Origin of the sequence: Chloroflexus sp., from assembly GCF_049970315.1 — a bacterium.
In the GTDB taxonomy this organism is placed as follows: Bacteria; Chloroflexota; Chloroflexia; order Chloroflexales; family Chloroflexaceae; genus Chloroflexus.
On the sequence record NZ_JBMFNE010000019.1, the window covers coordinates 23,146 to 44,441 of the forward strand.

At 54.5% G+C, this 21,296-nt stretch carries 16 protein-coding genes; 13 read left to right on the forward strand and 3 right to left on the reverse strand.

Annotated features, from left to right (window positions below; translation table 11 throughout):
* The first annotated feature begins 441 nt into the window (after positions 1-441).
* The 5 genes from ACP5OT_RS12890 to ACP5OT_RS12910 all read left to right on the forward strand — a co-directional run bounded on the left by ACP5OT_RS12890 (position 442) and on the right by ACP5OT_RS12910 (position 5,726).
* On the forward strand, positions 442-1,203 hold the full coding sequence (locus tag ACP5OT_RS12890) for an inositol monophosphatase family protein (RefSeq protein ID WP_428132332.1): 762 nt from the start codon (positions 442-444) through the stop codon (positions 1,201-1,203).
* 76 nt (positions 1,204-1,279) lie between these two features.
* The gene (locus ACP5OT_RS12895) at positions 1,280-2,623 is read left to right on the forward strand and encodes an aspartate aminotransferase family protein (protein ID WP_424675244.1); all 1,344 of its coding nucleotides are present in this window, start codon (positions 1,280-1,282) and stop codon (positions 2,621-2,623) included.
* Between the two features lie 55 nt (positions 2,624-2,678).
* Positions 2,679-3,284 (forward strand): GNAT family N-acetyltransferase, encoded by a 606-nt coding sequence (locus ACP5OT_RS12900; protein ID WP_287906485.1) that lies wholly within the window; start codon positions 2,679-2,681, stop codon positions 3,282-3,284.
* A 1-nt stretch (position 3,285) separates the two neighbouring features.
* Complete coding sequence (corA, locus tag ACP5OT_RS12905; RefSeq protein WP_424675246.1) at positions 3,286-4,251, forward strand: magnesium/cobalt transporter CorA; 966 nt, start codon at positions 3,286-3,288, stop codon at positions 4,249-4,251.
* The gene (locus ACP5OT_RS12910; RefSeq protein WP_428132335.1) at positions 4,245-5,726 is read left to right on the forward strand and encodes a nuclease domain-containing protein; all 1,482 of its coding nucleotides are present in this window, start codon (positions 4,245-4,247) and stop codon (positions 5,724-5,726) included. The genes corA and ACP5OT_RS12910 overlap by 7 nt, the downstream gene beginning before the upstream one ends.
* Here ACP5OT_RS12910 and ACP5OT_RS12915 read toward each other — a convergent pair.
* Together ACP5OT_RS12915 and ACP5OT_RS12920 are read right to left on the reverse strand one after the other, a co-directional pair.
* The gene (locus tag ACP5OT_RS12915; protein ID WP_428112591.1) at positions 5,688-6,611 is read right to left on the reverse strand and encodes a M48 family metallopeptidase; all 924 of its coding nucleotides are present in this window, start codon (positions 6,609-6,611) and stop codon (positions 5,688-5,690) included. The two genes, ACP5OT_RS12910 and ACP5OT_RS12915, sit on opposite strands and share 39 nt — an antisense overlap.
* A 23-nt stretch (positions 6,612-6,634) precedes the next feature.
* A complete protein-coding gene (locus tag ACP5OT_RS12920; protein WP_428132338.1) occupies positions 6,635-7,792 on the reverse strand; it encodes a TolB family protein in 1,158 nt (385 codons plus the stop codon).
* Between the two features lie 228 nt (positions 7,793-8,020).
* Between ACP5OT_RS12920 and ACP5OT_RS12925 the strand changes: the two genes are divergently transcribed.
* From ACP5OT_RS12925 to ACP5OT_RS12960, 8 genes are all read left to right on the forward strand, one after another.
* Positions 8,021-10,126, forward strand: a complete 2,106-nt coding sequence (locus ACP5OT_RS12925) for a sensor histidine kinase (RefSeq protein ID WP_428132340.1) — start codon at positions 8,021-8,023, stop codon at positions 10,124-10,126.
* Positions 10,123-10,593 carry a response regulator gene (locus ACP5OT_RS12930; RefSeq protein WP_424675252.1) on the forward strand — a complete coding sequence of 157 codons (471 nt, stop codon included), beginning with the start codon at positions 10,123-10,125 and terminating at the stop codon, positions 10,591-10,593. Before ACP5OT_RS12925 ends, ACP5OT_RS12930 begins: the two co-directional genes overlap by 4 nt.
* Positions 10,594-10,644: 51 nt before the next feature.
* Positions 10,645-12,744 (forward strand): putative bifunctional diguanylate cyclase/phosphodiesterase, encoded by a 2,100-nt coding sequence (locus tag ACP5OT_RS12935; protein WP_428132342.1) that lies wholly within the window; start codon positions 10,645-10,647, stop codon positions 12,742-12,744.
* A gap of 14 nt (positions 12,745-12,758) precedes the next feature.
* Positions 12,759-13,643 (forward strand): alpha/beta fold hydrolase, encoded by an 885-nt coding sequence (locus ACP5OT_RS12940; protein ID WP_424675254.1) that lies wholly within the window; start codon positions 12,759-12,761, stop codon positions 13,641-13,643.
* 15 nt (positions 13,644-13,658) lie between these two features.
* Complete coding sequence (locus ACP5OT_RS12945) at positions 13,659-15,698, forward strand: S9 family peptidase (RefSeq protein WP_428132344.1); 2,040 nt, start codon at positions 13,659-13,661, stop codon at positions 15,696-15,698.
* Between the two features lie 30 nt (positions 15,699-15,728).
* On the forward strand, positions 15,729-17,423 hold the full coding sequence (locus tag ACP5OT_RS12950) for a fatty acid CoA ligase family protein (RefSeq protein WP_424675256.1): 1,695 nt from the start codon (positions 15,729-15,731) through the stop codon (positions 17,421-17,423).
* 206 nt (positions 17,424-17,629) lie between these two features.
* Positions 17,630-18,619, forward strand: coding sequence for an NAD-dependent epimerase/dehydratase family protein (locus ACP5OT_RS12955; RefSeq protein WP_424675257.1), 990 nt, complete (start codon positions 17,630-17,632; stop codon positions 18,617-18,619).
* An 82-nt stretch (positions 18,620-18,701) separates the two neighbouring features.
* On the forward strand, positions 18,702-19,721 hold the full coding sequence (locus ACP5OT_RS12960) for a 3-oxoacyl-ACP synthase III (protein ID WP_424675258.1): 1,020 nt from the start codon (positions 18,702-18,704) through the stop codon (positions 19,719-19,721).
* A gap of 32 nt (positions 19,722-19,753) precedes the next feature.
* Here ACP5OT_RS12960 and ACP5OT_RS12965 read toward each other — a convergent pair whose 3' ends face one another.
* On the reverse strand, positions 19,754-21,262 hold the full coding sequence (locus ACP5OT_RS12965; RefSeq protein ID WP_424675259.1) for an ATP-binding protein: 1,509 nt from the start codon (positions 21,260-21,262) through the stop codon (positions 19,754-19,756).
* Positions 21,263-21,296 lie beyond the last annotated feature (34 nt).

The following is a 21,296-nucleotide window of genomic DNA, read 5'->3' on the forward strand; positions in this document are numbered from 1 at the left end:
TGTCTAGCAAAGTGAAGCGGTAAACCTGGCGCGAACACCGGCCGGGGATGGCTTCGCAGCACGATAGCTGTATGTCATTTGCTTGACTGAAAATAGGATGCTCCTTATGATTTCGGTGCAACTTCTGCGACGTCCTGCGGAGCTACTGATGAAACCTGCACGTCATTCATAAGCGGGGCAAGCTCCTGCTAAGCAATATTCGGTTTTCATCAATCTTCGCTCACTAACACGGTAAACGTTCGCGATATTTTGCTGAGCAGCAGATGCTCGTTGTGTATCCGATTTCCGCCGATGCGCGGACTGCCGCAGCCTGCTCTGTTGGGCCTGGTGCGTCGTTGATACGTTTCCATAGGTGCTCTACTGGTAGTACAATGAAATAACGCGCTGCAAGCAGCGAGGCTTAAGGCGCTTTATCGGTGGAGGCTTAGCGTGGAGATTGATGTGGCGCTAGTGCGTACCTGGGCGCAACGCGCTGGTGAGCTGTTATTACACTCCTACTTTAACCAGGTGACACCTGAGCGAAAGCTTGATCAGAGTGTGGTGACAATGGCTGACCGCGCTATCGAGGATTGGTTACGCGAGCAGATTCTTGCTCATTATCCTCACCACGGTGTGATCGGTGAAGAGCGTGAGCCGATCGGTCTCGAGCGTGAATATGTGTGGGTGATCGATCCAATCGATGGTACGAGTTCGTTCGTGGCTGGTTTGCCGATGTGGGCCGTCTCGATCGGTGTTCTGTGGCGTGGTGGACCGCTCATCGGTGTGATCTATCTGCCCGTGCTGCGTGATTGCTATTGGGCGATTGCTGGCGAAGCTGCGTTCTGGAATGATACGCCAATTCACGTCGCTCCACCTGAACCTCCTAATCCTAACGATTGGATTGCCATCCCTTCTACCTTCCACCGTGCCTACACCATTCATTATCCCGGTAAGGTGCGAGTGCTGGGGTCGGTAGCCGCCGATTGTTGCTACGTGGCTCGTGGCAAAGCACAGGCCGCGATTATCGGACGGGCGAAGGTGTGGGATGTTGCTGCCGGCTGGGTTATCGTCCAAGCTGCCGGTGGGGTGGTGTGTCCGCTTGAAGGGACATTGCCCGATTGGACGACGCTGCTCCATACAGTTCGTTTGCCGACTCCTGTCGTTATTGGTCATGCCGAACAGGTGGCGCGTGTCTGCTCGTGGGTGCGACGGATACCGGTATGACGCACTCGGTCACACTTTTTGTTATAATGCCCCTACCAATAGTCTGGATCCATCGATACACAAGGGAGTGTTACCTATGACTGCGCCTGCTGTGCGCCATATTCGTCTTGTCACTGCGATTCCCGGCCCACGTTCGCGCGAGCTGTTGGCGCGGCGCGATGCCGCGGTTGTAGCCGGTCTGGGCCGTGCTACGCCGATCGCTATCGCTTCGGGTAGTGGAGCACTCGTGACGGACGTTGATGGCAATACGTTGATTGATTTTGTTAGTGGTATTGGTACGTTGGCTGTCGGTCATTGCCCGCCCGAAGTGGTGCAGGCGATCCAGCAGCAGGCTGAACAGTTGATCCATCTGTCGGCATTGGTCGGTACCTACGAGCCGTATGTTGCGTTGTGCGAGCGATTGAATGCACTGGCACCGATTAGTGAACCGTGCAAGACGTTGCTCGCAAATTCCGGCGCCGAAGGCGTGGAGAATGCGATTAAATTCGCTCGCGCTGCGACCGGACGCCCCGCCATTATTGTGTTTGACGGTGCTTATCATGGGCGTACTTTGCTGACCCTCTCCTTAACCTCGCGTACCTATTTCAAAAAGAAGTTTGGTCCGTTCGCACCTGAAATCTACCGCGCCCCCTTTCCCGATGCCTACCGTATGGGAGTCGATGAGGCTGAAGCGGTTGAACAGTGTTGGGCCGCGTTTGAACGTATGCAGATCGCCGGCGTTGATCCTGAAACGGTCGCTGCAGTTTTGATTGAGCCGGTGCAGGGAGAGGGTGGTTTCATTCCGGTACCGGTAGAATTTATGCGTCGGCTACGTCAGTTCTGCGATCGGAATGGCTCGCTGCTGATTGTTGATGAAGTGCAGAGTGGCTTTGGGCGGACCGGTACGCTGTTTGCTATCGAACAGTTTGGGGTTGAACCGGATATTATCGTCGCTGCGAAGAGTATTGCTGCCGGTATGCCTCTCGCTGCTACTATCGGGCGGGCACGGGTAATGGATAAAGCCCATTACGGCGGGGTCGGTGGAACGTATGGCGGGAATCCGCTGGCCTGTGTTGCTGCCCTGGCTACGCTTGAGATTATCGAACGTGAACGATTGGTAGAACGGGCGCACATCATTGGTCGCCGCATCAGGGATCGCCTTGAACCGTTGCTTGCCGATGACTCGCTCGATCCGCTCGTAGGTGATGTGCGTGGCTTGGGCGCGATGATCGGGATTGAGTTGGTGAAGGATCGCCGCAAGCGCACACCGGCTGCTGCCGAAGAGGTATTGGCAATTCTGGGTCGGGCACTTGAACGCGGGGTGCTGGCGATGCGGGCCGGCCTCTATGTCAACTGCATCCGCTTGTTGGTCCCACTCGTGATTACCGATGATCAGCTTGATGAAGGTCTCGATGTGCTGATCGGTGCGATGCGTGGTTGAAGAACTGCGGCGGACACTGGCGTGTTTGTCCGCCGCTTTTTATTGTGAGGATCGTATGAGTATCGTCATTGTGCAAACCCGACCTGAACATATTCCTCAATTGGTCATCCACCAAAAGATCTGCTTCCCGCACCTTGCCCCCGAAGATCACTTTGATGCTGATAATTTTGCTGCCCATTTACGAGTCTTTCCTGAAGGTCAGCATGTCGCACTTGATGGTGATCGAGTAGTTGGGCAGAGTAGTACCTTCCGCATCCGCGGCGAAAAAGTGTTTGTCCACCATACGTTTCACGAAATTGTTGATTATGGTAATTTCGGTAATCACGACCCCGAAGGTGAATGGTTGTACGGCGCTGATATGAGTGTGCATCCTGATTATCGCGGGCGAGGGATTAGCCGTATGCTCTACAATGCACGCAAGGAATTGGTGCGTCGCCTTGGGATGCGCGGGATCGTCGCCGGTGGTATGACCCCCGGTTATGTGGCCTACCGCGACCGGATGACCTTTGAGGAGTATGTTGATGCGGTAGTCGCCGGTCGCCTAACCGATCCGACATTGACTCCTCAGTTGCGGAATGGCTTTACTGTGCGCGGGATTATCTACAACCATATCCACGATAGCGAGAATCCCCACGCTACCTTGATTGTTTGGGAAGCCTAACGTGCATACATTGACCGTTTTTCAACGCCACGGTTTTCAAGCCGTGACCGATCTCGATCAAATCAGCGATTTGCTGATGCAGCCACGCACGCTGATCTGGCTCGATCTCGAACAGCCCACCTCGTCAGAAATCGAACGTTTGCGCGTAGAATTCGGCTTTCACCCGCTTGCATTGGAAGATGCCTTGCAAGAGCATGAGCAGCCAAAGATCGAGACATATCCCGGCTATTACCTTATCATTTTCTATAGCGTGGGGTACAACGCCTCGGAACGATCACTCCAGTTTCTACCGATCACGCTGTTTGTCGGTGCAAATTATTTGGTCAGTATCAGAAGTGGTCCGGTGAGCCACGTGCAGCAAACACTAGCACGTTGGCAGGGAAATAGTCAAGTTCCCGGGTATCAGATCAGTAGCGTGCTGTATGCCCTGATTGACGCGATTGTCGATGATTATTTCGTGGTGCTTGACCGAATTGGCGAGCAAATTGATGAAGTCGAGGGAGCGATTTTCAGTCACAGGCGAAACGAGGTGGCAAGCGGTATCTTTGCGTTGAAGAAAGATCTGCTCCTCTTTCGCCGGATTGTTGCGCCTGAACGTGATATCCTCAATGTGTTGCTCCGTCAAGAGGTACGCATCTTTCAGCCACGCGAACTTGCCTATGTACGCGATGTCTACGATCATCTTGTGCGCTTGACCGAGTCGATTGATCTCTACCGCGATCTGTTGTCGAATGCGCTTGATAGCTATCTGTCGCTGCAAGGCAACCAGCTTAACCAGTTGGTGAAGGTACTGACCCTCTGGTCGATTATTTTGATGGCCTGCTCCCTGGTAGCCGGGATTTACGGCATGAATTTCGTGTTTATGCCCGAACTTCAACAGCCATGGGGCTATCCCTTTGCCTTGAGTCTGATGCTAATCATTGCTGTTGGTCTGAGTATCTATTTTAAACGGAGAAACTGGTGGTAAGCGAGCCGGTGTTGTTACTCGACGGCGTGCCGCCGGCCGGTGCAGTAGTGATCGAACGAAGTGTCGTCGAATGGTCGTGTGAGCTGCCTGCGACGGCGACGGCGCAACTTGTGATCGATGGAGCAACGCTAGAGCCGTTTTTACGGCCTGGTGAGCGCATCTGGCGTTGGCGCTGGTCGGTACCATCTGTCGCCGGTGAGTATACGGTGCGCTTCACAGCGACGTGGCCGGATCGGCAGTTCGAGTGGTGCGATGTTGTGCAGGTGGCGCCGTCCTTGCTCGATGCTCAACAGTATGCATCGCTGCTCGCCGATCTCGCTGCCATCGGGCCGGTATTAGCCCATGCGTTGTACGGCGGTCGGTTCGGTGCAGGAAGTGGTGGGTATGGTGTTTCTGACCCGGCAGCGTTCGCTGCTCTGTTGACAGGGTCGGCAACGCGGCGGTTGTTGACGACCATCGAGCGGTTGGCGCGCCGCCCGCGCCGACAACGGTTGCAAGCAGGAGGGTGGCACGAGTTGGGCGCGTTGCGCGAACGGCCCGATCCTGCTCGATGGCGGCCTGCTGCTGATGCCTTGCCACTGCCCAATACCGGCTGGCCAGATCGGGTGTGGGTCGTTACTTCCCAAACCGATCCGCTTGACCGTCATTTGGTAGTGGCCGCTTCGTTACTTGACTGGCTCATCAACATCGGTCGGTGGGTGATGTTACGCGATGTTCCTCATGCTGTACGGGCTACGCTCGTGATGGTGTTGGGGAGAATGCGCACCCTCCGCATCCGGCTCGATGTTCCGGCGCGCTTGCCACCGTCACTATCAGCGTGGACGCCACAGAGTGCTGATGAACGGGTGCTCGCTGCGTATCGGCGGTTGCTGCGCCGCCAACTGAGCGTAGGCTGGACACCTGAATTGCTCTCTATTCCGGTACGAGATGTGGCACGCTTATACGAGCTGTGGTGTGCTGTGCGTGTGGCCTTGAGTCTGTTACGACTCGGTAGTAGTGAGGTATTGACGCAGACATTACTCGCTTCTGATTTAACCCTACAGATAACTACCGGACATCCACTCTTAACTCTCGCCCTGCCCAACAATACGACGATCACCCTCCGCTATCAGCCGCGCTATACACCTAACAGCACGCCATTCCGTTCCCTCGATGATCGGGTGCGGGTGCCTGATTTGGCCATCGAGATTGCTACTCCCAATCGATCCCCCACCTTGATCATCCTTGATGCTAAATACCGCAGTGAATCAGGTGAGCTGCCAGCACATGTTCTCGATGAGGGCTATAGCTATCTGGCCGGCTTGGGCCGTGAGCATGGTGGGTGTGCCGTCAGTGCGTTGGCCCTGCTCTTTCCCGGCCACAACGCACCGATAACCTACGCTAGTGGTTTGACCGTCTTACCGTTGTTGCCGGGTGCGTCATGTGACAACTTAGACTCATGGCTTCGACATAACGTGCTCGACAGGATTACCTGATAGGTGACGGAGATACGCTTGCAACGCTGTAATTCGCTCCTCGACCGTTGGATGGAAGGAGTCGTCTGTCCACGGTAGGTTCATCTCAAGGAGACGAGTCTGCTCAAGAAACAGGAGAAGACTGTACGCAAAGCCGTGATAGGCGGCGAATCGGTCAGCAGCCAGTTCACGCTGGCGTAGATAATCGCACCAGATGTATGTGGTAACGACAATACCGTATCCACCCACTAGCGTTAAGAGTACTGCCCGAACAAACTGCCGACCAAATCTGATGAGACGCACTCCGAGGTTGCATTCTACCCGTAACAATACATACGCGAGCGCTTTCATTAGTCCGAACATCAATGCTAATCCACACTCTATCAGATCGTAACCATGCATAATACTGTTGACTAGGGTCTTGCCACCAGGAATGGTTAGCCGTTGGAGGGCCAGTGCGAGCCGTCCATCGCTGCTGTGATAGTGACCCATTTCGTGGGCCAAGACTGCAGCCAAATGCGGACTGTCGAGCAGCTCACGGTGAATGTATAGAGTATGGCCGATCACACCGGCGTTTAGCCCCGGTTGATCGAGAATATAAATGAAGGCTGGGGGAGGAATTCCACGATTAGCGAGTACGCGCAAGGTATTGGTAAGGATACTTTGTTCGGTGATGGTTGGCCGGCGTCCCTGCAATTTCCAGCGCACAATCCAGTGACCACCGGGTGGCCCAAACCATGCCAGTAACGAATAACACGGTGGTCCGATTCCGCCGATAAGAGCGAGTGTTTCGGAAGCTGCAACGGGTAAAAATCGTGAACCGGTGTGCTCGATCACGATATAGCGTAACGCAACACCGGCCATTTCGATGAAGAGGGTTAGGCTGTAGCGTGCAATTCCCGCCACGGGGTAACCTCATCTGTGGTTATTTATCGCTGCCCTTGCGGTGGGATAGATCCCCACATCAACCACGTAGCGCCACTTTCGGTTTGTGGTAGGGTTACGGCCGGTTGCTCACCGATCGGGTACCAGCGTAAGCTCGTACCGGTTTCGGTGCGCACCAACGCCACAATGCCACTTCCGTCAGGTGCCCAGCGAACGAGCACCGGTACCTCACGGAACGGCGGTCGCAACGGTGTTACCATCCCATCAGGTGATTGGCGGGTAAGCGTAAAGGTAAAACCGTCGTCAGCCCGGTCTACCGCGATGAACAGCAGGTCAGTGCCGTTAAAGAACGGAGCACGCGCCAGTGTCCCCTCGGTACTCAAACGGGTCGCCTGCAGCGTGCGGGTGTCAACCTGCCAAACACCGGGACCCTCCGGCGGTCCGATGAGCATCAGTGCGGTCTGATCGCTACGCCACATCGCTTCACCGCACCAACTCTGCATACCCTCAGGTAAGACCGGACGCCGTAATTCGCCATCCTGTGGTCGCCAAAACACCAACTCACAATCATCATAAAAGGTTGCAGTCGATGCCAAGATAAGCGAATCACCTGATGGTTCCCATAAGAGAGGCGCATAGCTCCGTACCGACCGGCTTGGATTGAGCGGATCATCCACCGGATCGTCGGCTCGTAAGAGTTCGAGTGGACCACCGGTTGCCGGTACGCGGTACAGACCATCGGGTTGATCGCGTGTTGTGCGGTTGTTTTGCAGGTGTAGATAGATAAACTGCGCATCAGGTGACCAACGCACGGCACTCAATTGATAATCGGTCTCGAAAAAGATAGTCTCTGGATTATCACCGTCGAGAGAGGCACGCACCAGTCGGTCGCCTTGTGCATCCCCAACCACGTAGACCAGGCCGGCAGTCGGATGGAGGTCCATATCGCTAATCGGTGGTATCCCGGCGAACTCGATCCGCTCGCGAGTTAGTTGGCGGCGTGTTGCTCCGTCTGCTTCGATCCGAGCGATTTGGCCGCGGTCGAGGACGTACAAGGGAGCCGGTAATATCCGTATGCCCGGCGTCGGCTGCACGACGGCGCTCGATGGTGTTGGTGTGGGTGAGGAAGGTACAGATGGCAAAGTAGTAGCAGAACACCCGGCGAATAGGACAATGACCACAATGATCAAGCACCATCTCATAGCGTAGCCTCTGTTGAGCGAAAGAAAGATATCTTCGTGCGGTTTTTTTACCCAGAAAACGAGATGCAGGGTCTGATGCTATGTACCGCGACGGTAATACAGACGAGAATATGTGCTCGCCGGTAATCTTTTTCAGTATACGTCATGTCGGGAATAGACATGATTAGGTTTATAATAGCTGATACATGGAAAACTGTAGAAGTTTACTCGTGCTCAACCCATATGCATATGTGCCGGTTTATTTCAGTATTGCGGCCTACCGGCCAGCAACTTTCCTTTCTTGTTGCTGATGAGCAGCAACGAGTAGCCGTTATCTTGTTTCCCCTTCTTAGCATGCTTGCCGTGGTATCGGTGGTATTTGCCCTTGTCACCCCATTTCTCTACAATGCCCCACAGATCCCGACCTTAGCGTCACTCGTGATGGCAACAACCTTTGCCGGTGGTGTCTGGCTCCTGCGACGCAATAATGTGAAGATCGCCGGTTGGCTGGTCTGTGGTGTGCTATGGTTGGTTGTCACGATCACGGCCTTGTTCACCGGTGGTGTTCGCAGTTCGGCTAGTTTGCATTACGTTATCGTGATGTTATTGGCTGGGGTGAGTTTTGGCCGCCTCGGTGCATTAACAACCGCTCTGATCAATACGCTTACGCTCGTTGTGCTTTGGTTTTTAGAAACCAACCACATGTTACCATCAGATTCGGCACTCTTGGCAACACCGCTGGCGCACACCATCATGCTGGGTGCTATTTTTATCCTTATCGGCCTAATCCTATCGATTGTCGATGTTCAACTCTCAGCGGCACTCAAGGTAACTCGCGACGAGATGAGTGAACGCAGGTATGCCGAACAGTCATTGCACTTCGCCCTCTTGGCTGCACGGGCTGGGGTATGGGAATGGGATGCCTCTAAACGAACGATACGTTGGTCTGAGGAAAACTATCCATTGCTGGGATTGATTCCCGGTAAAGACCAGTTGACCTATCGCACGTGGTGTGAGCGGATCCATCCCGCCGATCAAGCTCGATTACAAGCAGTGGTTGATCACGCAATCAGCGAGCAGCGTGATTTTGAGGTCGAGTTTCGGGTGGTGTTGCCTGATGGCTCGACCCGATGGTTGCTCGGTGTTGGACGGCCGATTCGCAATGCCGATGGTTCGCTGCGCGGTATCGCCGGTTTACAGATCGATATTACCGCCCGCAAACAGATTGAAGCTGAACTCGAACGTAGCGAACTGTATTATCGCAGTTTGGTCGAGGATCTACCGGCAATGGTCTGCCGCTTCCGCCCTGATGGTACGCTCACATTTGTTAATCAGCTCTACTGTGAGGTATTCAAACGATCGCGTGTGGAGTTGATCGGGTTTAACTTTTATGACCTTATCCCACCGTCACAGCGCGCTGCGGTAGCCGCCGGTATTGCCCAATTGAGTGTAGCCCAGCCGGTGATGGTGCATGAACACGAAGTCATTCATCCCGATGGTTCGATAGGCTGGCAGCGTTGGATTAACCGTCTCCTGCTCACTACCGATAGCGAGCCGGTTGAGTATCAAGCGTTGGGTATTGATATAACCGACCGCAAGCGGGCTGAAATCGAGCGCGAGCAGTTGATCGCCGAACTTGCAGCCCGTAATGAGACGCTCGAACAGTTTTCATACACTGTCTCGCACGATCTGAAAAGTCCCCTGATTACGATTAAAGGCTTTGCCGGTTATATTCAACAGGACCTGATGGCTGGTAAGCTTGACCGAATTCCTAACGATCTGCAACGCATTATCGCCACTGCCGACCGTATGCACCAACTGCTCGAGGATCTCTTACACCTTGCACAGACCGGACGGCAACTTAGCACACCTGAACGAATAAAGCTCAGCGTGCTCATCGGTGAAGCGGCAGCCGTCGTCAGTGCGCGATTGGCCGAACGAAACGTTTTGCTTCATGTGCCACCGAATTTGCCTGAAGTCATTGGTGATCGCACTCGCCTCCGTGAGGTATTTCAAAATCTGCTCGATAATGCGGCTAAGTTTATGGGCGATCAGCCTTCGCCTCAGATCTGGATCGAGGCGCAACCGGCTGAGAATCCCAACGTTATCTTGGTGAGTGTGCGCGATAATGGTATCGGCATCGATCCACGCCATCATCAACGTATTTTCGGTTTGTTTGAGCGCCTTGACCAGCGTATCGAAGGAACCGGTATCGGTTTGACGTTAGTCCGTAAGATCGTCGAAGCGCACGGTGGTAAGATATGGGTGCGCTCTAACGGGTTGGGTCAGGGAACGACGTTTTATCTTACCTTACCGGCCGCGCCGCCATTAGCGGATGAGGATCATCTTCCATGAATGTACATACTGAGCCATTGGTGATTTTGTTGGTCGAAGATAATCCTGATCATACCGAACTAATTATACGTGCGTTGAGTGATCATCAGATTCCGAACCGGATTATCCATGTGAGCGATGGTGAAGCGGCACTGGATTACCTCTGGCGACGGGCACAATTTGCCGATCCGGCTACCAATCCGCAACCGCACGTGATCCTTCTCGATCTCCAGTTACCGCGCCTGAACGGTCTTGAGGTCTTGCAGGCGATTAAGAGTAGTGTCGAGATGCGTCACATCCCGGTTGTGGTGGTATCTACCTCACATGCTGAGCACGATGTGTCTGCCGCATATCGGAACTATGCAAACAGCTATTTGGTCAAGCCGGTAGATTTTCAGCAATTCACTCGTATGCTGCACGATCTCGGTGATTACTGGTTGGGTTGGAATTGGCCGTTGCGCGAACGGCTATCGCCACCAATGCCATAAGGTTACGCCCGCTAGAATCATCACCCTGGTCGCCCATGTGAAGGTGAAACAGTGAACGTTCACGTCTTATTGATCGAAGATAACGCAGATCATCTCGTACTGGCGCAGCGTTCGTGTGATCAGAGCCATTTTGTCCTCACACTAGCGTCGTCGTTAGCCGAGGCTCGACGCCTGCTCGCTGAGCAAACGTTTGATCTGATAGTGAGCGACCTGATATTGCCTGACGGCCGTGGTGATGAGTTGCTTACCACCGCCGATGATGACCTGCCATTACCGGTTGTGTTAGTGACCGGTCAGGGCGATGAACAAATTGCCGTCGCTGCCCTTAAGGCCGGTGCCCTTGATTACATTGTTAAGACACCGGCTTCGGTGCGCGATTTGCCGCGGATTATCGAACGTGCTTTGCGTGAACGTCGTTTGCTGGTTGAGCACCGGCAAGCTGAGCAAGCGCTCCGTCAAAGTGAACGGCTCTTTCGCGCGATGATCGAGCGGAGCAGTGATGCAATATCGATTGTTGATCGTGCCGGACTGGTTCGGTACGCAAGCCCTTCGACCCGTCATCTGATCGGATATGCGGTAGATGGAATGCTCGCGGTGCCGATCAACGGTTTTGCCGTCATCCATCCTATCGACCGTGAGCGGGTACGTCAGTTGTTTAACAAACTTATCCAGCACCCCGGCTCATCGGTAACGGCTGATTTTCGTGTTCGCCATGCCGAGGGTGGCTGGCGCTGGATTGAAGCAACCGCCTCAAACTGGCTGGATGATCCGGCAGTACAGGGAGTTATCGTCAATTATCGCGATATTACCGAGCGTAAAATGATGGAGCTGAGGTTACAACACGGTATTTTGCACGACACGTTAACCGGTTTGCCTAACCGCTTGTTGTTAAACGATCGATTATGGCAGGCGATCAAACGCAGCCACCGCAACCTTCATTATCAATTTGCCCTTCTCTTTCTCGATCTCGATCATTTCAAGTTTATCAACGATAGCTTTGGTCATCCGGTCGGTGATCGTTTATTGATCGCCATTGCTTCACGGTTGCGCAGTTGTTTGCGTGCTGTCGATACCTGTGCAAGGTTAGGTGGTGATGAATTTGTGATTCTACTCGATGATATTGCATCACCTACCGATGCCATACGGATTGTCGAACGTATCTTACGGCAGGTGAGCCTACCGTTTGAGATCGATGGCCGATTATTTCATACCGCGGCGAGTATTGGGATCGTGTTTGGTGCCAACAACTACACCGATCCGTCGCAGATGCTCCGCGATGCCGATATTGCCATGTATCAAGCCAAAATGGCCGGCAAAGGGCGGTACCGTATCTTTGAGCCGGCAATGCGCGAAGCAGCACAGATTCGGCTTGCCCTCGAACACGAGCTACGACGGGCCGTTGCCAATCACGAGTTTTGCGTCTATTATCAACCGATCATTCACCTGACTACCGGACGATTGGTTGGGTTTGAAGCTTTAGTCCGTTGGCGGCATCCCACACGTGGCATCTTGTTGCCGGCTGCTTTTCTGCATGTGGCCGAAGAGGCTGGTTTGAATGATAGTATCGGGTGGCAGGTTCTGGAACAGGTGTGCCAGCAACTGGTGGTATGGCGGCGTCTGAATCCGCGCGCCGCTGCATTGTCGGTGAGCGTTAATCTGTCAGCACGACAGTTTATGCAGCCCGATCTGTACGATCGTCTTATTCAATTGCTTGAACAGTATCAGGTGCCATCAACTGCCCTGAAGCTTGAATTGACTGAGAGTGCATTAATGGAATACAATCATGATGCGGTGGCACTCTTAACACGGTTACGCGAGCAGGGTATCCAGATTGCGATTGACGATTTTGGGGTTGGGTATTCGTCACTCAGCTATTTGGTGCAGTTACCCATTGATCAGGTCAAGATTGATCGAAACTTTATCTTCCAACTTGAAAGCAAGCACCATTCACAGGCGATTGTCAATACGATCGTTAATCTGGCCCATAACCTTAATCTTGAGGTGGTGGCCGAAGGGGTAGAAACACAAGGTCAACTCGATCGGATACGAGCCATCGGTTGTCAGTATGGACAAGGTTATCTGATGGGCCTGCCGTTGACGGCAGACGAGGCGACGCAGATGGTGCAGAAGATGGAGTTGCCCGAGGATTGAGGATCATTTCTTGCATGCCGATGACTGTTGCATTTGTCCATTCGCCTATCCGTACCCTGTTTCCATTTCAGATCGGTGCGTATACGACATCGTCTGGTGTGATCCGCTATGTTAATGAAGGTGTTGGCCCATCGGTCGTAATGTTGCACGGTAATCCGACATGGTCGTTCTTTTATCGACGTCTGATTACTGCCCTTCGTGACCGGCGACGAATCATCGCTCCCGACCATCTCGGCTGTGGTTTATCGGATAAACCACAAAATTATCACTATTGTCTTGCCAACCATATTGCCAATCTGGAACAGTTGCTCCTCCACCTTGCCACCGGCCCGGTCGATCTCGTTGTGCACGATTGGGGTGGTGCGATTGGGATGGGCTGGGCTGTACGCCATCCCGAATTGGTACGACGGATTGTAGTGTTGAATACGGCAGCGTTCCTTTCACCCCACATCCCATTGCGGATTGCTATAGCGAAAATTCCACAACTTGGCGAGTGGACTGTGCGTCAGTTCAACGCATTCGTGCTGGCTGCTACCGTATGGGCTGTCGAACGTCCGTTGCCACCGGAGGTTCGCGCGGGTTATCTGTGGCCTTATGATACACCGGCTCATCGGATTGCCGTTGCGCGGTTTGTACAGGATATTCCTCTCCACCCTGCGCATCCGACATGGCCGCTGATCGATGCTATTGACCGCGAGTTGGTCTGTCTACGTGACAAACCGATGCGTATCGTCTGGGGTGGTCGCGATTGGTGTTTCGATGACCGATTTTTGGCCGGCTGGCTCAAACGGTTCCCTAATGCAGAAGTGACCCGCCTTGATGACGCCGGGCACTACGTGTTGGAAGATGCTTCTGATGAAGTGATTGCCCGCATTGCTCGCTGGCTATTGGCCGAATAACGAAAGTGAGACGTTATGAGTGTTGAGGCTCTCCGTCCGCCACACGCCGAACGCAAACCGGTGATAATTCGTCTACACGGTGATGAGATCGTTGATGAGTTTGCGTGGCTGGAGAATCGTGATGATCCGGCAGTCATTGCCTATCTCGAAGCTGAAAATGCCTATGCTGAAGCAGTGATGGCACCGGCCGCACCGCTGCGTGAGCAGCTCTACGCTGAAATGCGTGACCGGATCAAAGAGGAAGATCGGTCGGTGGCGGTGCCGCGGGGACGGTATCGTTACTACTCGCGGACTGAGGCCGGTGCTGAGTATTCGGTGATGTGTCGCACCGCGGGTGATGATGGACCGGAAGAGGTGTTACTTGATCTGAACACATTAGCAATCGGGTATGTGTTTTGTCAGTTGGGAGCTTACGAGCCGTCACCGAATCAACAATTATTGGCGTATAGCTTAGATACCACCGGTTCAATTATCTTTACGCTGTTCATCAAAGATCTCACAACTGGTGCCTTACTCGATACGCCTATCGAGCGGGTGAATGATGTACAATGGGCCGATGACCGAACCCTCTTCTACACCGTCTTCGATGATGCTCACCGGTCGTACCGCCTCTACCGTCATGTACTGGGGACTTCACCTGCCGACGATACGTTGATCTATGAAGAGACCGATGAACGGTTTAGTCTGAGCCTACGTCGTACCCGTTCGGGATCGTATCTCCTCCTTACGAGTTATAGTCACGGGGGAACTGAAGTACGCTATGTGTCAACTGCTACCCCATTTGCCGACTGGCAGGTGCTCTATCCGCGACGGCCCAAGGTTGACTACTTTGTCGATCATCATGGTGAATATTTCTACATCCGCACGAACGACGGCGCCGAGAATTTTCGCCTGATCCGCGCACCGATCACCGATCCGATGGCGATGATGGAAATCGTGCCCGGTCGTGTTGATGTGCTAATCGACCATTTTGATTGTTTCGCTGACTATTTGGTAGTCTATGAGCGGCGCGATGGGTTACGTCAGATTCGGATCAGCACCCCCGATGGTAATCAGGTGCGTTACGTTTCGTTCCCCGAACCGGTTTACACGTGTGGACCGCACGAAAACAAAGAGTTCGCAACTGACCGGTTACGCCTGAGCTACAGTTCACTAATCACACCGCTGTCGGTCGTCGAATACAATATGCGCACCGGCTCATGGCAGGTGGTGAAGCAGGAGGAGATTCCGTCCGGCTACGATCCATCGCACTACGTCAGCGAACGCCTCGCTGCGACGGCGCCAGATGGAGCACAGGTGCCGATCTCACTCGTTTACCGGCGTGACCGACCGCGTAACGGTGGACCTTGTCTTTTGGTTGGGTATGGCTCGTATGGCTACAGTTATGAGCCATCCTTTGATAGTAAGCGCCTCAGTCTTCTCGACCGGGGCTTTGTTGTGGCAATCGCCCACGTTCGCGGCGGTCAAGAACTAGGGCGACAGTGGTATGAGCAGGGGCGTATGCTTCATAAGCCCAATACGTTCAGTGACTTTATTGCCTGCGCCGAACATCTGATTGCTACCGGATACACCTCACCTTGTCAATTGGCGATTAGCGGGCGGAGTGCCGGTGGTTTGCTCATGGCTGCCGTCGTCAATGCTCGCCCCGATCTCTTTCAGGCGGTGGTCGCCGGAGTGCCGTTTACCAATGTGATTATCGCGATGCTCAAACCCGATCTACCACTCACCGTCACTGAATGGGAACAATGGGGTAATCCGGCCATCGAAGCCGAATATCGAGTGATGCGTTCATACGATCCCTATCTGAACTTGAAGCCGGGGCCGTATCCACACATTCTGGCGACTGCCGGTCTCCACGATTTGCAAGTGCCGTATTGGGATCCGGCCAAATGGGTGGCTAAGCTGCGTACTGTCAAAACCAATGATGCGATGGTACTGTTACGCACCAATATGCAGGCCGGTCATAGCGGCCATTCTGGGCGCTTTGCCCGTCTCACTGAGTTTGCATGGGAGTATGCGTTTATCTTAACTGCCTTGGGAATGGTGTCATCGTAGGTGTCGAGCGTTTCCCAAGAGGAATGTGCTATGCGCAACCTTAGTCAACGCAGCGAAACTGAGCTATGGCCCAAGGTGGTCGGGGCGAATGTCGCCCGTTATCTGCCGTGGATGGCCCAACACATACCAAAACAGACGGCGATTATCACCGGGGTGGGCCGTGATCGGTCTGGCAAGGTGATCTATCGCCGGCAAAGTTTCGCCGGTCTCAATACCGCTAGCGACCGGCTGGCGTGGGGGTTGACAGCCTACGGCTTTCGCCCAGGTATGCGGGTCTTGTTGATGGTTCCGGCAGGCGAACCACTGATCCGTCTGACCTTCGCTCTGCTGAAGGCTGGTTGTGTTCCTATCTTGATCGATCCTGCGATGGGGCGACGCAATTTGGCTCAGTGTATTGCCGAAGTTGCACCGGAGGCCCTAATCGGTGTGCCGCGTGCGCATCTCCTCCGACTCATCTTTCCGCGTGCCTGCTCGACGATCAAGCACGCGGTTTCAGTTGGTCCGGCGTTGCCCGGTACCGTGGCTTTGCACGAGCTAGAGGTGGCGGTGAATGCTCCCTTTGCGCTGGCCGAAGTCGCCCCTACCGATCCAGCAGCGATCGTCTTTACCAGTGGGAGCACCGGTACGCCGAAGGGGGTGCTGTATACCCACGGAATGTTTGAGGCCCAAATTCACGTATTGCGTGAATTGTTTGGTATTGAACCGGGTGAGATCGAGATGCCGGCTTTTCCGCTCTTTGCCCTCTTTAATGTTGCGCTCGGTGTCACTTCGGCTATCCCACCAATTGATCCGACGCGCCCTGCCCGGTGTGATCCGGCAGCAGTGGTCGAGTTTATCCGTGATCTCGGTGTTACCTCGACGTTTGGCTCACCGGCGATTTGGGAAAAGGTTACAGCCTACTGTCTTGAACACGGTATTCAACTTCCATCGTTGCGTCGGGTACTGATGGCCGGTGCGCCGGTACCGGCCTACTTACACGAGCGCCTCCACCAGATTTTGATACCGCCGGCCGATAGCTTCACGCCCTACGGTGCCACCGAAGCCCTCCCCGTCACCTCGATTAGTGGCCGTGAGGTGCTCGCGGCCCGCGCCGAGCAGCCATCGCCACTGGCCGGCACCTGTGTTGGCTGGCCGGCCTCCGGCGTAAAAGTGGCGATTATTCCGATCAGCGATCAGCCGATCCGGTCGTGGCAAGAAACCCAGTCTCTCCCGGCAGGCGTGATTGGCGAGATTTGCGTGAGCGGGCCGGCAGTGACCCGCGAATATGTGGGCCGACCCCAAGCAACGGCTCTAACTAAGATTGCCGACGGCGATCAGGTTTGGCACCGTATGGGTGATCTCGGCTATTTCGATGAGTATGGTCGGTTGTGGTTTTATGGGCGAAAAAGTCAGCGTGTGATCACGTCTTATGGGACGCTCTTCACTGAGCCGGTCGAGTTGCTCTTTAACCAGCACCCGGCGGTGGCGCGCTCGGCGCTGGTCGGTGTTGGGCCGAGCGGTGCGCAATTGCCGGTGGTCATTGTCGAGCGACGGCCACAGGTCACTATCGCGCCAACCCAACTTATCGCCGAATTGCGCCAACTCGCTGCGACGACAGAGATGACTGCATCGATCCATAATTTTTTGATCCATACGGCATTTCCGGTCGATATTCGCCACAATGCCAAAATCTTTCGCGAGCAATTGGCGGTTTGGGCGGCCAAGCAGTTGCGCGTACCAGGGTGAGCATGTGGCGCAAAAAACTGTGCTTCGATGTGTCACGTTTCATTGAATGTGATAGAATGCGGTAATCGTGCGGAATGCAACAGTTTCTCTGCCGCATACTCATCGATTGACTATCAGTCAGCCCATCACTATGCTCTCTCGCGGCATGCGTCTGCGAGTGCAAGCAGAATACGGGGCAAAGTGCATAGTCAGCCTGGTGTTATCCAATGATCGCTCTCGTTACCGGCGGCAACGGCTTTGTTGGCCGCTATCTGGTTGAACAACTCTTAACCCGCGGCGACCACGTGCGCGTGGTGGGGAGGGGTGAGTATCCTGAATTGCAGGCGCTCGGCGTTGAGACATTTCGCGCCGATCTCGCTACACCCGAAGCGGCGCCAGTGTTGGCCCGCGCTATGCGCGGCGTGACAACGGTCTTTCACGTCGCAGCTAAAGCCAGTTTGTGGGGCCGTTACGACGACTTCTATCAGGCCAATGTCAGCGCTACCCAGCGCGTGGTGAAGGCTGCTATCCGTGCCGGTGTGCCCAAGTTTGTCTACACATCCACACCGTCGGTTGTGATTGGGATGGAAGACTTGCACGGCGTCGATGAACAGACACCGTACCCAATCCGCTACCTGGCTCCTTATCCGCAGACGAAGGCCATCGCCGAACGCTACGTGCTTGCTCAGACCGGGATCGCCACCGTCGCGTTGCGGCCTCATCTTATCTGGGGCCCACACGATCCGCATATCTTGCCGCGACTCTTACAACGGGCACGTCGTCGGATGCTGTTTCAGATCGGGGATGGTACGAATCTGGTCGATGTCTGTTACATAGAAAATGTCGCCGAGGCTCACATTCTGGCGGCGGCGGCCCTCGACGAGCGCTCCCCGCTGCGTGGACGGGCTTACTTTATCGGCCAAGAGCACCCGGTCAATCTCTGGCAGTTTATTGGCGAGATTCTTACCCATGCCGGCTGCCCACCGGTACGTGGCAAACTACCGGCTACAGTCGCTTACCGACTCGCAACCGTCCTAGAATTTCTCTATGCCACGCTGCGGTTGCCCGGTGAACCACCGCTCACTCGATTGATGGTGCATGAGTTGAGCCATTCCCATTGGTTTAGCCATGCTGCTGCCGAACGCGATTTTGGTTATACGCCGCGGATTAGCATTGAAGAAGGACTTAGGCGAACGTTTGCTCAGCAAGCAACGTAACGCAGCGCTCTATAATGCAGCAGTTTCTCTACCGCAAAGATATGTTCACCTGCCGCACGGTCAATACAACACGGAGGCTTACGTGCTCTTCAAGCATGTCATGATCGAAGCAGTTAGTTATGTATTAGCTCCCCATCGTATTACATCGGCTTGGATCGAGGATCAGATCGCCGAAACAATGGAGCGTCTGCGTTTTCCGCGCGGTAAGCTTGAGGCACTTTCTGGTATCCGTGAGCGTCGGTTTTGGGATGAGGGAACCCTGCCCAGCACCGTGGCGACAATGGCTGCTGAGCAGCTCTTGAGCCGGGTCAACATTGATCGCGAGCGGATTGGTCTGTTGATCAACACCTCGGTGTGCCAAGACTATCTCGAACCATCAACCGCCTGTTTTGTTCATCGCAATCTCGGCCTGTCGCCGCGCGCGATCAACTACGATGTGCGGAATGCATGCCTTGGTTTCTTGAACGGAATGGCAATTGCCGGGATGATGATCGATGCCGGTACGATTGATTATGCGCTGATTGTCGATGGTGAGGGTTCGCAAGATGCGGTAATGGCGACAATCCGGCGTTTGCGTCGGCCAGAAACCACCAAGCAAGATCTCCGCGATAACATTGCCACGCTTACGCTCGGCTCAGGTGGCGCGGCGATGCTGCTGACCCACGAGCGCCTCTCGCGCAGTGGCCATCGCTTGAACGGTGTGGTTACACTGGCGGCGACCCAATACAATCACCTCTGTCTCGGCCAACCCGATTATATGAAGACCGATGCCACCGCATTAATGCATGCCGGTGTTGAGTTGGCCGTGGCGACGTGGCAATTAGCTCAAGAGACGTTGCCCAACTGGAGTGATCGCCAGATCGCGCTCTATGCACCCCATCAGGTCGGTGCGCGCCATATGGCCGCGGTAACCAAAGCGTTAGGGATTACGCCGGCCAAGCTCTTTCTTAACTTTCCGACCCTTGGCAACATCGGGCCGGCTGCCTTGCCGATCTCGTTGGCTCAAGCCGTCGAAGCCGGGTGTGTGCGTGCCGGTGATCATATCGGCCTGCTGGGAATTGGGTCTGGTCTCAACTGTGCGATGATGAGTGTGACGTGGTGAGTCGGCGATGGAGCGAGCACGGTCGCGCTTCGCTACGCGGCTGGGATGGTGAACCACACTAGTGTTCCTTGCTTAACCTCACTCTCGATCCCTATCGTGCCGCCATGGGCCTCAACTAAGCCTTTGGCAATCGAGAGCCCAAGACCGGCATTATTGGTGTTACTCGATCGGTTGCGAGCCTGATCAACGCGATAAAACCGCTCGAAGAGATACGGGAGATGCTGCGTCGGGATGCCACAGCCGGTATCTCGCACACCGATCCGTACTTGTTTACCAACCGGTTCGGCGGTGATCGTAATCGTTCCACCGGCCGGCGTATAGCGCAGCGCGTTGTCGATCAGGATCAGCAGAATTTGACGCAACCGGTCGGGATCGACTAATACTGTACCCTCGGCTCGCGCTAGTATGATGGTGATGCCATGCTCGTCACCGAGCCGACTGACGTGACGGTGGAGATCGGCCAGAAAATCGTTGAGTGCTATCGGTTGGCGTTGTAACGTCAACGATCCACTATCGAGCCGTGAGAGTGTCAGTAGATCATCGACTAGCCGGCGCATGTGGTCGCTTTCGGTGAGTACGTCGGTCAAAAGTTCACGCTGATCCTCATCTTCAGCATTCCGCAACGCCACTTCGGTGCTGGCCCGGATGAGCGTCAACGGCGCCCGCAGTTCATGGCTAGCGCTCGAGATGAAGCGCAATTGGCGCACCCATGCCTCCTCCGCCGGACGCAATGCTCGTCCGGCCAACCACCAGCTCGCAATGCCGATCATGACTGCGCCGAATGTCCCATACCCTACCAATCCCGTCAGTAACTGGCGCAGAACCAGGTCTTGATCGTTGAGCACCCGACCTAATTGCAGTGCTGCCGGTCCATCGGGCCGAGTAAGCCGGTAGGTTAATAACCGTACCCGTTCCCCGTTTATTGTCGTGATCGTGCGCAGGTCTGAGCCGTTCCACAGGGCAGCCGCTAACGCTTCTTGGTGCGCAGTCATTGGTAATGCTGCTGCGTTGGGATTAAACAAAATGCGGCCTTGGGCGTCGAGTGGCAGTACAAAGATCGAGGCTAGTTCAGCATCATAAGCTGCTGGCAGTAAGGTTGTTGTCGGTGGATTCAGGTGTTCACCCTTGATTTCGATCTCAAGAATCCTACCGCTATACGCATCGATGATCATTTCACTATCATCACGGAATTTTATTTCGTATTCATTGTTTTCTTTTTTCAATTTCACACTCTTAATCTCACCACTGCGCGCCGCACGTGCAATCCGGCTCGCTTCTTGCGGTGTTAACAGACGGCTGCGATTGCCCGTCCCCTCTGTTCGTAACACCGACCAGTCTACATCGGCTGTTGCCAATTCCGGTGGCAGTGGCGCATTGAGTGAATGAAACTCATGCACCATTTTGTGCTGTAAAGCAAGATCGGTAATCTGCTCGAAGTAGCGGTTAACAATCGTGTAGGCACCACCACTGACTAAAACAATGATCACGATAGCGGCAAGTGTATAGAGAAAAGTAAACTGCCAACGCAGTGGTTTGAGCACATTCTGCCTCCAATCGCCACCTGGCTTCACGCTT

What these genes read in the sequence shown, in the direction of transcription:
- ACP5OT_RS12895 (WP_424675244.1), top strand. Translation starts at nt 1,280, where the DNA reads ATGACTGCGCCTGCTGTGCGCCATATTCGTCTTGTCACTGCGATTCCC.
- ACP5OT_RS12900 (WP_287906485.1), top strand. Translation starts at nt 2,679, where the DNA reads ATGAGTATCGTCATTGTGCAAACCCGACCTGAACATATTCCTCAATTG.
- ACP5OT_RS12920 (WP_428132338.1), bottom strand. Translation starts at nt 7,792, where the DNA reads ATGAGATGGTGCTTGATCATTGTGGTCATTGTCCTATTCGCCGGGTGT.
- ACP5OT_RS12925 (WP_428132340.1), top strand. Translation starts at nt 8,021, where the DNA reads ATGTGCCGGTTTATTTCAGTATTGCGGCCTACCGGCCAGCAACTTTCC.
- ACP5OT_RS12930 (WP_424675252.1), top strand. Translation starts at nt 10,123, where the DNA reads ATGAATGTACATACTGAGCCATTGGTGATTTTGTTGGTCGAAGATAAT.
- ACP5OT_RS12940 (WP_424675254.1), top strand. Translation starts at nt 12,759, where the DNA reads ATGCCGATGACTGTTGCATTTGTCCATTCGCCTATCCGTACCCTGTTT.
- ACP5OT_RS12945 (WP_428132344.1), top strand. Translation starts at nt 13,659, where the DNA reads ATGAGTGTTGAGGCTCTCCGTCCGCCACACGCCGAACGCAAACCGGTG.
- ACP5OT_RS12950 (WP_424675256.1), top strand. Translation starts at nt 15,729, where the DNA reads ATGCGCAACCTTAGTCAACGCAGCGAAACTGAGCTATGGCCCAAGGTG.
- ACP5OT_RS12955 (WP_424675257.1), top strand. Translation starts at nt 17,630, where the DNA reads ATGATCGCTCTCGTTACCGGCGGCAACGGCTTTGTTGGCCGCTATCTG.